This is a genomic window from Streptomyces sp. NPDC034086, from assembly GCF_055575515.1.
This window is the reverse complement of record NZ_JBVISM010000012.1, coordinates 44,598-56,055: the sequence shown is the minus strand read 5'-3', so window position 1 is coordinate 56,055 and position 11,458 is coordinate 44,598. Positions and strand designations below refer to the sequence as shown.

Below are 11,458 nucleotides of genomic sequence, written 5' to 3'. Positions count from 1 at the left end.
CCCCGAACCGGACCAAGGGCACCGGATAGCGGACGATGCTGTCAGATGCGGTCGAGGAGAGGAAGGGACTTGCGTGATGGATGTGACAGATGAGCAAATTCGGACGCGAAGGTAGGACAGTGCCTGGCCGAGGGGGAGCCCACGATGACGCAGCGACCGCACCGACAGGACACCGGGGCCGCCCCCGCCACCGCGTCTCCCGCACCGCCCATGATGGCGGTGCGCGACCTGGGCAAGAGCTTCGGCGGCGGGACGAACGCCGTACACGCCCTGCGCGGCGTCTCGTTCGAGGCGCGGCGCGGCGAACTCACCGCGCTCAAGGGCCGGTCGGGCTCGGGCAAGACCACCCTGCTCAACCTGGTGGGCGGCCTCGACACCCCGAGCGGCGGCACCGTCGAGATCGACGGCACCGACCTGTCCACCCTGGACGAGAGCGGCCTGCTCGCGCTGCGCCGCGACCGGATCGGCTTCGTCTTCCAGTCGTTCGGACTGATCCCGGTCCTCACCGCCGCCGAGAACGTCGGCGTCCCGATGCGCATGCGCAAGGTCCCGGCACAGCGGCGCGAGGAACGCGTCCGCACCCTGCTGGCCCTGGTCGGCCTCGCCGAACACGCCGGACAGCGCCCCGGGGAACTCTCCGGCGGTCAGCAGCAGCGCGTCGCACTCGCCCGCGCCCTGGCCAACGAACCCGCACTGATCATCGCCGACGAGCCCACCGGCCAGCTGGACTCGGAGACCGGCCGTTCCATCATGCGGCTGCTGCGCGCGGTGGTCCGCAGCGAGGGCGTCACGGCCCTGGTCGCCACCCACGATCCGCAGCTGATGGAACTCGCCGACAGAGTCGTGGAGTTGCGCGACGGCCGGATCGTGGAGCCGGCCGGGCCGGACCGCTGACCGGCGGCGGCACCCCCGCCCCGGCCCGGAGGCCCGTCGAGGGCCGGGGCGGGAACCGGCGCCCCGGCGCCATTCACCCGCGTGGCCGTGGGGCGCGCACGCCCCGGGCGGGCGGACATGACGGACAGTGGGGCGCGTGGATGCCGATGCGGAAATGGATCTGGACGAGATCGTCGACGCGCTGTACCGGCCGCACCCCGCCGGGTTCACGGCGGCGCGGGACGCGGCCGCGGCACGCGTGAAGGAGGCCGGGGACCCTGCGGCGGCCAAGCGGATCGCGGCACTGCGGCGGCCGACGCTCGCGGCCTGGGCGTCCAACACGCTGGTACGCGCGAAACCCGACGAGACCGAGCAGTTCCTCCAGCTCGGACAGACCCTGCGCGCCGCGCACCACTCCCTGGACGGGGAACGGCTGCGGGACCTGTCGCACCAGCAGCACGTGGTGATCGGCGCCCTGGCGCGGGAGGCCGCACGGCTGGCCGAGGAGGCGGGGACCCCGGTGTCCGAGGCCGTGGTGCGGGAGCTGGAGCAGATCCTGCGCGCCGTCCTCGCCGACCCGGTGGCGGCCGGGGAATGGGCCTCGGGGCGGCTCGTACGGGCCCCCGCGCCGGTGTCGGAGTTCCCGGCGGTCGACCCGCACGCGGTGCCGCCGTCCGCGGTGCCGGAGCCGTCGCCGGGGGCGCCGGAGCCCGCCGCGCCGGACACCGCCGGCGGTGCCGCTGCCGGTACGGCCGCCGGACCGGCAGCCGGTACCGCCGCCGAGCCCGTCGACCGCGCCCGCGCGGCCCGGATCGACGCGGCCCGGGCCGCCGCCGAGGACGCGGCATGGGCCGCCTCCGCCCGGGAGGAGGAACTGCGGATGGCCGAGCAGGCCCGGCAGCACGCCCTGGCCCGCGCGGCGGAGGCCGACGCCGTGGTCGAGCGGCTGCTGGAGGAGACCGGGCAGGCGCGGGCCGCGCGCGACCTGGCGTACGAGGCCGTGTCCGAGGCGGAGGTCCACCACCGCCAGGCCGAACGGGCGGCCCGCGAGGCCCGTCACGCGGCGGCGTCCGCCCAACGCCGCCTGCGCCGGACGTAACCGTCCCTCCGGGGTCACGCGGGAGGCGGAACGGCCGCGCCGGTGGCCCGGGCCGCGCCTACGGCACGGGCCGCGGCGCCGCCGCACGGGCTACGGGCCGGGCCTCGACGCGGAGCGCCCGGCGCCCGGGCGCTGCTGGGGCGGCACGGGGGCCCGCGCGGCGCCGCGGCCCGCCACCGGCATCAGCTGGCCGGTGGCCGCGAGGGCGAGACGGGAGAACAGGGTGCCCGAGAAGCCGAACAGGAGGGCGATGGCCAGGGAGATCGGCCGGGCGGGCGCACCCCAGGAGTTGTCCAGGAAGACCTGGCCCAACAGGTTCAGCTCCGGGTCGGCGAGCATCCGGACCAGCAGCAGGCCGCCGGGCGCGGCCAGCGCGCCGCCGACCGGCGCCAGCACCAGAACGCCCCAGGAGGCGGGGCGCTGCGCGCGCATCACGCCGATCAGCGGCGACAGGAACCCGCCCAGCCCCCCGAGGAGCAGCGACAGACGGTGGTCGAGCACCAGGCCGACCAGCAGCACCGCGCCGAGACCGGTCAGGGCCAGCCACAGGGCGATCCGCTGGAGCTCGTACTCCCGCTCGAAATCACCGTCCTCCTGCCAGGACAGCTGCTCGGTGACGGCGATCAGCAGGGCCCGCTCGGCCGGGGGATCGCCCGCCCGGGCGGCGAGTTCCGCCACGAGGGAGTCGTTCGCCGGGTCCTGGTCCGAGGCGAGGCGCAGCCGCAGGGCGCGGCCGCGTACGGTGATCTCCTCGGCACCCTCCAGGCGCAGCAGCTGGCTCTCGGCCTCGTGCAGCACCCGCCAGGCGGAAGCGAGTTTGGAGAGCGGGATGGCGACCACCCAGTGCCCGGGCAGCAGGCGCCAGGCCACCTGGCCGTTCCTCTCCAGCCGGTCCAGCCGGCCGGTGACCGCCTCGAGGGCCGCGGACGGGCCCGCCGGGCCGGCCGCCAGCACGCCGACGCGGGCACGGCAGTCGTGGATGCGGGCCTGGAGCAGCCGGTAGCGGGGAGCGGCGATCAGACCCCGGCTGGTGATGTACACCACCACCAGGTAGCAGCCGCAGACCAGCCACAGCGCCCAGCGCCCGTCCCGGAAAAGGTGCTCCACCACGCCAGTCCCCCTTCGGCGCCCGCCCGTAGCCGACGGCGGGAACAGGGGCATCCTCCTACGCGGGACCGGCTCCTGTCAGGGTTTCAGGACCGGCGCCGGCCGCCGGTCCCGCCGACGGCCGGGGTTCACCGGGCCGGCCCCTCCCCGGGCCCCGCCGCACGCCGCAGGGCCTCCGTCAGCGACGCGGCGTACGGCTGGGGGTCGGGGCGCCGCGGCCGGGCGACGCCGATCCGGCGGGCGGGGCGGGGCGGCGCCAGGGGCACCACCGCCGAACCCTCGGGCGGGGCCAGGGAGATGTGCGGGATCAGGGTGACGCCGACACCCGCGCCGACCAGGGTCTGCGCGAAGAAGTAGTCGGTGGTGGAAGCGGCGACCCGCAGCTCGAACCCGGCCCGGTCCGCGTACCGGCGCAGGAAGGCCTCCGTCTTGAGGCAGCCCAGCACCCAGCGGTCCCCGGCCAGCTCCGCCGGCTCGAGCCGGTCCCGCCCCGCCAGCCGGTGGCCGCGCGGCAGGACCGCGTACAGCGGGTCCTCCAGCAGCGGCAGCCACTCCAGCCGCGCACTGGACGCCACCGGTCCCGAGGACGGCAGCGGCCCGTCGAAGCCGTACGCCAGCGCGAGGTCCGCCGCCCCGCCGCGCACCATCGCCAGCGAGGCCTCCGGCTCGGCCTCCAGCACCGTCAGCTCCACCTCCGGATGGGCGGCCACGAACTCCGGCAGGGCGCGGGGCAGCAGGTGGCGGCCGCCGCTGGTGAAGGTGGCGACCGTCAGCCGGGGCCGGCCGGCGGCGATCCGGTCGATCCGGGCGCGGACCTGGTCCAGCTCGGCGGTGATCGTCTCGGCCGTCTCCACCAGCAGCCGTCCCGCCTCGGTGAGGGTGACGCCGCGCGTGCTGCGCACCGCCACCGGGTGGCCGAGGCCGCGCTCCAGCGAGGCGATGTGCTGGGAGACGGCCGAGGGGGTCAGCCGCAGGGCGGAGGCGGCGCGGTTGAAGCTGCCGTGTTCCGAGACGGCCCGCAGGACGCGCAGCCGGTGCACATCGATCAACAGTTTTCCTTGTGGTCCGTTCAGTGGGTCATCGGTTCTGCTGGGGACCCTACAGCGGCAGAGTCGGAGGCATGGAAAAGGTTCTGGTCATCGGCGGCAGCCGGTACTTCGGCAGACATCTGGTCACACGGCTGCGCGACGCGGGCAGCGCGGTCACCGTCCTCAACCGGGGCTCCTGCGCCCCTCCGCCCGGCACCGCCCACCTGGTCGCCGACCGCGACGACGAGCACGCCCTGCGCGCGGCGCTCGGGGCGCGCGCCTTCGACGTGGTCGTGGACCAGGTCTGCTACACCCCGCGCCAGGCGGCCGTCGCCCGCCGCGTCTTCGGCGGCGGACGGGCCGGGCGCTACGTGATGACCTCGACGATGGAGGTGTACGACCCCGCGACCTTCCGCAGCCCGCCCCCGCCACCGGACGGGGCCGCCGCCCGCCCGGTGGCGGAGGACGCGTGCGACCCGCTGGACCTGCCGCCCGGTCTCCCCGGCTACGCCGAGGGGAAGCGGCGGGCCGAGGAGGTGTTCCTGCGGGACGCGGCCTTCCCGTACGTCAGCGTCCGCTCCGCGCACGTCCTGGGCGGGGGCGGGGCCGACTTCACGGGACGGCTGGCGCACTACGCCGGGCGGATCGCCGCCGGGCTGCCGGTCGCCGTGCACGGGGACGCGTACGAGACCTCCTTCGTCCACCACCGGGAGATCGCGGAGTTCCTGGCCTGGGCGGCCGCCGGGACCTTCACCGGGCCGGTCAACGCGGCCTCCCACGGCGCGCTCGACGTCACGGCCCTCACCGGTCTGGTGGCCGCCCGGCTCGGACGGCCGGCCCTCCACCGGGTCGTGGCCGCGGGGGAGGAGGCGTCCCCCTTCTCCTTCGACCGGGCCTACGCCCTCGACAACACCCGCGCCACCCGTCTCGGATTCACCTTCCGCCACACCCGTGACTGGCTGCCCGAAGCCGTCGACGAGGCGGTCCGCGAGACCACCGTCCTGCGCGGCCCCGCCGGACGGGACGGCGCCGGACGGGACGGCGCCGGGCGGGATGACGTCGGGCGGGACGGTGCCGGGCGGGACGGCGGCCTCAGGCGCACAGCGCGATGAGGTCCGCGATGCCGTCCGCGTAGGCCGCCGACACCGAACCGGGCCGCCCCGCCCGGCCGCCGCGCAGCAGCGGCAGGCCGGCCCGGACGTGCGCGGCGCACTGGCCGTAGAGCCCCGCCTCGTACGGGGTCCCGTCGTCCTCGGAGTTCAGCACCGCCAGCAGCGTCCACAGCAGGGCCTCGCGGGTCGCCAGCCGGGGCGGGCCGGCCGCCCAGACGGCCATCAGCACGGCGCAGGCCGCCGGGGCCGGGGGCCACAGCCGCGACCGGGCGAAGACGTGCCCCTCCAGCGCGTGGTACGCCGCCGGGTGCCCCTCGGCCGCGTCCCACAGGGTGGCCGCGAGATGCCCCGCCGAGCGGCCGCAGCCGCAGACGAAGGACTCCCAGTCGTACCGCGCGATGGTCTCCCGTACGCCGTCGGGCACCAGCGGGCTGCCGAGCGGCTGTTCCTTCCCTCTCATGGGGCCCAAGTATGTAAGCGGGCCCCGGCCCGGTCGAGGAGGCTGACCGGGGGCCGGACGGGCGGGCCGCGCCGCGGGCGGAACCGGCCGGCGGCCGGCCGCGTCTGAGAGCCCGTGTGGAGGAAGAGAAGGATCCCGGCGCTGCTGTCCGCCCTGCTCGCGGTCCAGATCGGATCGCTGGTCAGCCCCGCCCACGCGTGCGGCTGCGGGGCGATGGTGCCCGACGGCGCCGCGCGGATCGGGGTCGACCGGGAGAGCTCCGTCGTGCGCTGGGACGGCAGGACGGAAGAGATCGTGATGCGCTTCACCGTCGGCGGTGACGCCCGCCGCGCGGCCTGGATCATGCCGGTCCCCGGCCGGGCCACCGTGGAACTCGGCGACCCGGCCCTCTTCCGCCAGCTGACCGAGCTCACCAGGCCCGAGCGCAGGACCCGCACGTACTTCTGGCCGCGTGAGCGGGACTGGCCCTTCTCCTCCGGCAGCGGGGACTCCGCGGGAGCCGCCCTGCCCGGAGCCGGCAGCCCGGTCGGCGTGGTCGGCCGCGAGCGGCTCGGCGACTTCGACGTGGCCCGGCTGACCGCGACCGACCCCGGGGCCCTGCGCACCTGGCTGCACGACAACGGCTTCGAGCTGCCCGAGCGGCTCGCCGCCGAACTGAAGCCGTACGTCGACCAGAAGTGGGAGTACGTCGCCGTCCGCCTCGCCCCCCGCGAGCCCGGCCGGACCCTGCGCGGCGAACTCGAACCGCTGCGCGTCCGCTTCGACAGCGCCCGCCTGGTGTACCCGATGCGGCTCTCCCGGCTGGCCCGCACCCCGCAGTCCCTCGGCCTCTACGTCCTCGCCGACCACCGGATGGAACCCGGCTCGGCGATCGGGGGCGCCGCCCCCGAGGTGACCTTCGCCGGGACCGTCCCGCCGAAGGGCGCCCTGGGCGAGCTGACCGGCGGCAAACCGGTGTTCCTGACCGCGATCGACCAGCGGTTCCCCGTCCCCTCCCGCATCGACGGGGACCACGAACTGCGCGCCACCGCCGAGGACACGCCCTACCGGCGGGCCGTCTACCGCGACGAACTCCTCACCGCGGGCGGGGTCCCCGTCTGGCTGCTGACGGTGGGCGGCGTGCTGCTGGCGGCGACGGCCGCGGCCGTGTTCCTGGCCGTGCGCGTGCGCCGCACGTCCCGCTCGCCCGCTCCCGGGAAACCGCTTGACCTGCCCGGACGCGCCTGACACCGTCCCGACGGGTGATCACATTTCCCGCGTACGACGGAACCCGCCTCGCCTGCCACACCAGCGGCGAGGGGGCTTCGCTGATCTGCCTCCCCGGCGGCCCCATGCAGGAGTCCCTCTACCTCAGCGGCCTCGACGGACTGCTCCCGCACCGCCGCCCCGTCCGGCTCGACCTGCGCGGCACCGGCGGCTCGGAGGCCTGCGAGGACCCCGCCGGCTACCGCTGCGACCGGCTCGTCGACGACGTGGAGGCCCTGCGCGAACACCTCGGCCTGGAGACGGTGGACCTGCTGGCGCACTCCGCCGGCGCCAACCTGGCCGCCCTGTACGCCGCCCGCCACCCCCGACGCGTCGGCCGGCTCGTGCTGGTCACGCCCAGCGTCTTCGCCGTCGGCATCCCCGTCGCCGGGGAGGACCGGCTGGAGGCCGCCCGGCTGCACGCCGCGGCGCCCTGGTTCGCCGCGGCCTACGCGGCGCTCGAGGAACTCGTCGCGGGCCGGCCCACGGCCGCCACCACGGAGGCCGTCGCCCCCTTCTGGTACGGCCGCTGGGACGACGCGGCCCGCGCCCACCGGGCCGCCGAGGCCGGGCAGAAGAACCACCAGGCCGCCGCCGCGTACGGAGCCGAGGGCGCCTTCGACCCGGACGCCACCCGCGAGGCACTCGCCGGACTGGCCGCACCGGTCCTGCTGCTCGCCGGCGAGGCCGACCTGGCGGCCCCGCCGCGCGCCATGGCCGCGTACGCCGCACTGTTCCCGGACGCCCGCCTCACCGTCCTGCCCGGAGCCGGCCACTTCCCGTGGCTCGACGACCCGGCCGCCTTCAGCGGCGCCGTGGCGGAGTTCCTCGCGGTGTGAGGACGACCCTCCGCCGTGCGGTGCACCGCGTCTGCCACCGTGCACGGACAGCGCACCGCGCTGCTGACCGAACTGCGCCGCGCGGACCTGCTGGACCCGGACGACCGATCCGTGGACGGTTCGCACGTCCGGGCCGACGCGCCGGCCTCCACCAGGGCCTGCGGCATCATCCGCCTCCGGCGCCTGCGAAAGTCCCTCTGGTGCGACCGGGGCGGCCGGCGGAGCCCTCAGCGGAGATGCTCCGGTGACCAGGCGTCGCTGACGACATGGCCTTCGCTGTTGTCGCAGCACGTCACCTCTGCCTTCAGGGCCGTTCTGCGAGGGCCTGCCGGAGGTCGTGGCGGAGTCCGTCGAGGAAGGCCCACAGGTCAGGGGCGACGACGCGGTAGCCGTTCTCGCTCACGTCGAGGCTGGTCCCGTCCCAGGCCCCTCCGATGAGGTGGCATACGGATCCGGTGGAGGGGCTGACCGCGTACAGGTTCCCGCCGCCGTCGGTGGCGAACACCGTCACCGTGTCGTCGACCGCTCCGGTCACCGGCATGAGGGCGCCGGCGAGGACGCCCTCGGCGACCCGCTCGGCGTCGGCGATCCAGATGCCGATGTGCAGGTCCGGCAGCTCGACGGCGCCGAGTGCCGCGTAGTACTCCAGGAGCGCACCGGTGACGCCTTCCCCGGCGAGCAGCGCGACGGCCCGGGAGCCGTCCTGCGCCGTGACGGTCTCCACCCTGTACTCGCCCGGCGCATACGCATGCACCTCCTCGAAGCCGTCGGCGAATGCGACGGCCAGCGGTGCCATCTCCTCGCCCCATGCGCGAATGTCGAAGGCGGAGTCGTTCATGTCGGACTTTCTGACGAGGACGTGTGCGTTCCCCGCCATTGTCCCCGGTGGGAGATGAAGGGTGCGCCTTGCGAGCGCCGCAGAGCCGTGCCCGCCGGCCGACACCGTCGAGACGGTCGGTTACCGGACGAGCGCGGGGTGCCGGATCCGGCGGGCCGTCCGCCGCCAGGCAGACTTCCTCCACACCTACAACCACCACCGCTGCCACACCGCACTCGACGGACACCCACCCATCAGCCGCGTCAACAACCCTGCGGGTCAATACACCTAGGCCGCGGTGAGGCCGTCGAGCCAGGAGGGCGGCAGTTCGGCGGCGTCCCATTCCTCCCGCAGCGCCGTGGGCGCCGCGGCGAGCCGTTCCAGCACGGCGATGCTGGTGGGGGAGTGCAGCAGGGAGTAGCGGCCGTGGAGCGCGATGGTGCTGCCGGGGCCGTACCGGGCGTACAGCCGTTCCAGGCGGGCGCGGTGGTCGGCGGCGAACCGCGTGAGGCGCCCCGCGTACGCGGCCCGCTGCCGGGGGCCCATGGTCGCGAGGACGGCGGTGAGCACCTGCTCGGAGACTTCCGGGTCGAGGTCGGAGGCGGTGCTGAAGGACAGGTAGAGGGGTGTCACCGCCACCTTCGCCCGCTCCACCTCCATCCTCCGGACGGGGGTGCGGGCGTCCCGCGAGGCTTCCGACGCGTCGGCGCCGACGGCCCGGCCCAGGGCTCGTTCGGCGACGTCGCCGAGTGCGTCGGTGAGGGCGCGGGCACCGTCGAGCCAGCCCGACGCGTACGGTTCGCCCTTCTCCCCGGGGACGGTACCGGCGCTCGCGCCGATCTCCCGGTGGGCGGCGGCGAGCACTCCGGCCTCGACGAGCCCGATCAGCTCGTCGGCGGCGTCGGAGGGAACCCCCGCCCGGCCCAGGAGCTGGACGAGTGTCGTCCTCGCGTTGTGGAGACTGGCCGGGTCCAGCTGTTGCGGGTCTTCGTCGGCGGGGTTCATGGAATCCTCGTCGTCATGGGTCGCGCCGGAGGCGAGTCTACGCACATCGCCCGCCGGGTCCGCCACCCGGACGTGTCCCGGCCCGCCGCGCGGGCTACCGGGCCCGGCGCAGGGCCAGGGCGGCGAGGGCCTCGGGGGCGCCGGTCTGGCCGCGGACGCCGGGGAAGGCGTTGACGTCCACGATGAGGGGTGCGCCGTCGTCCGTGGTGATGACGTCCACGCCGTAGACCTCCAGAGCGAAGACCGCACCGACCCGCAGGGCCAGTTCGCGCGTCCCGTCGGGCGGCCGGCCGGGGGACCGGCCCGGCTCCTCGCGTCCGGTGGCCAGTTCCGAACGGCGCAGCCCGGTGAAGACCCGGTCGCCTATCACCCACAGCTTGTGGTCCCAGCCGCTGTTGGGGGCGAACGGCTGTACCACGACCGGCTCCCGTTCCCAGCCCGCGGCGGCCAGTTCGCGCAGGCCCTCCGGGCCGTCGACGCGGGCGACGAGGTCGTGCTTGCGGCTGTGCCGGCTCTTGACCACCACGGGCCAGGCGGGCTGTTCCGAGGCCCCCGGCTCCACCGGCGAGCCGAAGGTGCGGGTGGCGGCGAAGGGGAGTCCGGCCCGCCGGGCCAGATCGGCCATGCCGGTGCGGTCCTGGCAGCGCGCGGTGGCCGCCGCCGAGTTCAGTACCGGCGCCCCGCGCCGCTCCAGTTCCCGCGCCAGCGCCAGGGCCGAGGGGGTGCGCGCCTTCAGCAGGTACACGTCGGCCCGGGCCCCGGCAGCGGCGGCCTCCCCGGCCTCCGGGTCCAGTACCCGCACCTCGTGCTCCGGTGCGAGCAGGGCGGCGGTGGCCGCCAGCAGCGGGTGCCCGGCGTCCGGGGTGATCAGACCGACCCTCACGCGCCGTCCCCCGCCGCCGCCTGCGCGGCAACGGCCACCGGCCGGGCGTACGGCCGCACCGGCGGGCGGGGCACGGCGGCCGGACGCGCGCCGCCCGAGCGGGCCAGGTCCAGCACGGCGCGCGCGACCCGCGCGGCCGCGTCCGGTACCTGGCGGAAACTCGGGAAGTCGTTCACGTCGACCACGACCGGCCCGTCGGGGCCCAGCAGCACGTCGACCCCGTACAGGTCCAGCCCGTACACCTCACCCACCCGGGCGGCGATCCGGGCCACCTCGGCGGGCAGCCGCACCCGGCGCTCGCGGACGGGGGCGTCCGGGTGCAGCGGGGAGCGGCGCTCGGTGGCGTACGACTCCCCGCCGACGCAGTACACCTTGAGGTCGGTGCCGGAGTTCGGGACGTAGGGCTGCGCGATGAGCATCCCCTCGCCGGCGAGTGCGGGCAGCAGGCCGGCGAGCCGGTCGGGCGAGGGCAGCAGGTGGACGCCCCGGCCGGAACTGCCGTCGGCGGGCTTGACCACCAGCGGGTACGCGGAGTCCGGCAGGGCCGACAGGAGTTCCGGCCGGGCGAAGGCGTAGGTGGGCGGCATCGGCAGGCCCCGGGCGCTGCCGAGCGCGGCGGCCAGGGCCTTGTCCCGTACCCCGCGGATCGAGCGGGCGTCGTTGACGGTGGTGGTCCCGGCGGCGGCAGCGGCTTCCAGCAGGGTGAGCCCCGGGCCGCCGGACACCGTCTTGAGCACCCAGGCGTCGTGTGCGCCGGCCCGGACCAGGCCGTCCATGCGCAGCAGGGAGCCGCCCGGCCGGACGACGTCCACCCGGTGGCCCCAGGCGGTCAGTTGCCGGACGACCTCGTTGGGCATGCCGTCGTGGCGGTAGTGCTCCTCCACCAGGAAGCAGAGCCTCATGGACCTTCCCCGTTTTCCGGACGTCCGCCGATTCCGTCCGGCGTGTGATGACGTCACAGGATGCCACGGCATAGCCCCGAAACCGCTC

12 protein-coding genes and 1 pseudogene are annotated in these 11,458 nt (G+C 75.9%); 6 read left to right on the top strand and 7 right to left on the bottom strand.

Annotated features, from left to right (window positions below; all coding sequences use genetic code 11):
* Nucleotides 1-144: 144 nt before the first annotated feature.
* Together ACZ514_RS24365 and ACZ514_RS24360 are read left to right on the top strand one after the other, a co-directional pair.
* Entirely contained in the window at nt 145-894 is a 750-nt protein-coding gene (locus ACZ514_RS24365) for an ABC transporter ATP-binding protein (RefSeq protein ID WP_469125644.1), read from the top strand.
* Between the two features lie 136 nt (nt 895-1,030).
* A complete protein-coding gene (locus tag ACZ514_RS24360) occupies nt 1,031-1,972 on the top strand; it encodes a hypothetical protein (RefSeq protein ID WP_468696574.1) in 942 nt (313 codons plus the stop codon).
* A gap of 90 nt (nt 1,973-2,062) precedes the next feature.
* On the opposite strand, the gene ACZ514_RS24355 is transcribed toward ACZ514_RS24360, so the two are convergent.
* Entirely contained in the window at nt 2,063-3,082 is a 1,020-nt protein-coding gene (locus tag ACZ514_RS24355) for a hypothetical protein (RefSeq protein ID WP_468166145.1), read from the bottom strand.
* 125 nt (nt 3,083-3,207) lie between these two features.
* On the bottom strand, nt 3,208-4,128 hold the full coding sequence (locus ACZ514_RS24350) for a LysR family transcriptional regulator (RefSeq protein WP_469125643.1): 921 nt from the start codon (nt 4,126-4,128) through the stop codon (nt 3,208-3,210).
* Nucleotides 4,129-4,199: 71 nt separating this feature from the next.
* Here ACZ514_RS24350 and ACZ514_RS24345 point away from each other — a divergent pair, with 71 nt between their 5' ends.
* On the top strand, nt 4,200-5,219 hold the full coding sequence (locus ACZ514_RS24345) for an NAD-dependent epimerase/dehydratase family protein (protein WP_469125642.1): 1,020 nt from the start codon (nt 4,200-4,202) through the stop codon (nt 5,217-5,219).
* On the opposite strand, the gene ACZ514_RS24340 is transcribed toward ACZ514_RS24345, so the two are convergent.
* Nucleotides 5,200-5,679, bottom strand: a complete 480-nt coding sequence (locus ACZ514_RS24340; RefSeq protein ID WP_469125641.1) for a hypothetical protein — start codon at nt 5,677-5,679, stop codon at nt 5,200-5,202. The two genes, ACZ514_RS24345 and ACZ514_RS24340, sit on opposite strands and share 20 nt — an antisense overlap.
* 114 nt (nt 5,680-5,793) lie before the next feature.
* Between ACZ514_RS24340 and ACZ514_RS24335 the strand changes: the two genes are divergently transcribed.
* The gene (locus ACZ514_RS24335) at nt 5,794-6,906 is read left to right on the top strand and encodes a DUF2330 domain-containing protein (RefSeq protein ID WP_469125640.1); all 1,113 of its coding nucleotides are present in this window, start codon (nt 5,794-5,796) and stop codon (nt 6,904-6,906) included.
* A 14-nt stretch (nt 6,907-6,920) separates the two neighbouring features.
* Nucleotides 6,921-7,763 carry an alpha/beta fold hydrolase gene (locus tag ACZ514_RS24330; protein WP_469125639.1) on the top strand — a complete coding sequence of 281 codons (843 nt, stop codon included), beginning with the start codon at nt 6,921-6,923 and terminating at the stop codon, nt 7,761-7,763.
* A gap of 304 nt (nt 7,764-8,067) precedes the next feature.
* Here the strand turns inward: ACZ514_RS24330 and ACZ514_RS24325 are convergent, their stop codons facing one another.
* Nucleotides 8,068-8,601 (bottom strand): hypothetical protein, encoded by a 534-nt coding sequence (locus ACZ514_RS24325; RefSeq protein WP_468166158.1) that lies wholly within the window; start codon nt 8,599-8,601, stop codon nt 8,068-8,070.
* Nucleotides 8,602-8,773: 172 nt separating this feature from the next.
* Between ACZ514_RS24325 and ACZ514_RS24320 the strand changes: the two are divergent.
* Nucleotides 8,774-8,872: pseudogene (locus tag ACZ514_RS24320) on the top strand (IS481 family transposase); the annotation flags it as partial.
* On the opposite strand, the gene ACZ514_RS24315 reads toward ACZ514_RS24320, so the two are convergent.
* The 3 genes from ACZ514_RS24315 to ACZ514_RS24305 all read right to left on the bottom strand — a co-directional run bounded on the left by ACZ514_RS24315 (nt 8,869) and on the right by ACZ514_RS24305 (nt 11,370).
* A complete protein-coding gene (locus tag ACZ514_RS24315; RefSeq protein ID WP_469125638.1) occupies nt 8,869-9,585 on the bottom strand; it encodes a hypothetical protein in 717 nt (238 codons plus the stop codon). The pseudogene ACZ514_RS24320 and the gene ACZ514_RS24315 overlap by 4 nt on opposite strands.
* A gap of 94 nt (nt 9,586-9,679) precedes the next feature.
* A complete protein-coding gene (locus tag ACZ514_RS24310) occupies nt 9,680-10,468 on the bottom strand; it encodes an ATP-grasp domain-containing protein (protein ID WP_468696588.1) in 789 nt (262 codons plus the stop codon).
* Nucleotides 10,465-11,370, bottom strand: coding sequence for an ATP-grasp domain-containing protein (locus ACZ514_RS24305; protein WP_468166164.1), 906 nt, complete (start codon nt 11,368-11,370; stop codon nt 10,465-10,467). Before ACZ514_RS24305 ends, ACZ514_RS24310 begins: the two co-directional genes overlap by 4 nt.
* Nucleotides 11,371-11,458: the final 88 nt, after the last annotated feature.